Raw genomic sequence first — 588 nt, 5'->3', positions numbered from 1 at the left:
AGAATATTTATAATCTCAATAGGACTGGATATTTTGGGAAGTTTTATTCTTTATGTCATAAAAAAAGTAAATACTAGATTCAAAAAAGGACAGAAAAAATGAATTTTAAAAAAAGAGAATTAAGTCTTACAAATTTAATTGGTTTTAGATTGGAATTAAATCCCCAAGCTACTTTCTTTGAGCGTTTAATCTCAGATTCTAAGGGGTTTAAACTCCAGATGATACAAAACGGATTTTATGCAGATGGTCCAATATTTTACAGTTACAATCCAATGAAAACTGTTCAAGATGTTCTTGTATTTACAACAGTTGGGAATAAACTTGAGATAAAGGGAGAAAATACTTCGGGTATTTTCTTTCAGGAGTCGTTAAATTTCACAACAGATTTTTATTATCGTCATTACAATCAAGAAGAGCCAATCCCATATGAAGAAATTGAAAAAGAAATTTCAAAGTTAGGATTTAAATTAGTAAATATTATTCATGTCGTATTGGATCTTTATGGAGACTATGTAATTGACATGTATTGTGAGGTTGAAAAAGATTGATGAAACTACCAGAAAATGTTGTCAAAGTTAATAAAATTGC

Annotated in this window: 1 protein-coding gene; it reads left to right on the top strand. The window is 28.4% G+C overall.

All coding sequences use genetic code 11. The features are described 5' to 3' along the window. Positions 1-98: 98 nt before the first annotated feature. Complete coding sequence (locus tag B7721_RS00010) at positions 99-548, top strand: hypothetical protein (protein WP_084876913.1); 450 nt, start codon at positions 99-101, stop codon at positions 546-548. Positions 549-588 lie beyond the last annotated feature (40 nt).

The sequence above is a fragment of the Streptococcus oralis subsp. oralis genome (genome assembly GCF_002096445.1).
Lineage (GTDB): Bacteria > Bacillota > Bacilli > Lactobacillales > Streptococcaceae > Streptococcus > Streptococcus oralis_N.
The sequence above is the reverse complement of the archived record's forward strand: the minus strand, read 5'-3'. Positions and strand labels throughout refer to the sequence as shown.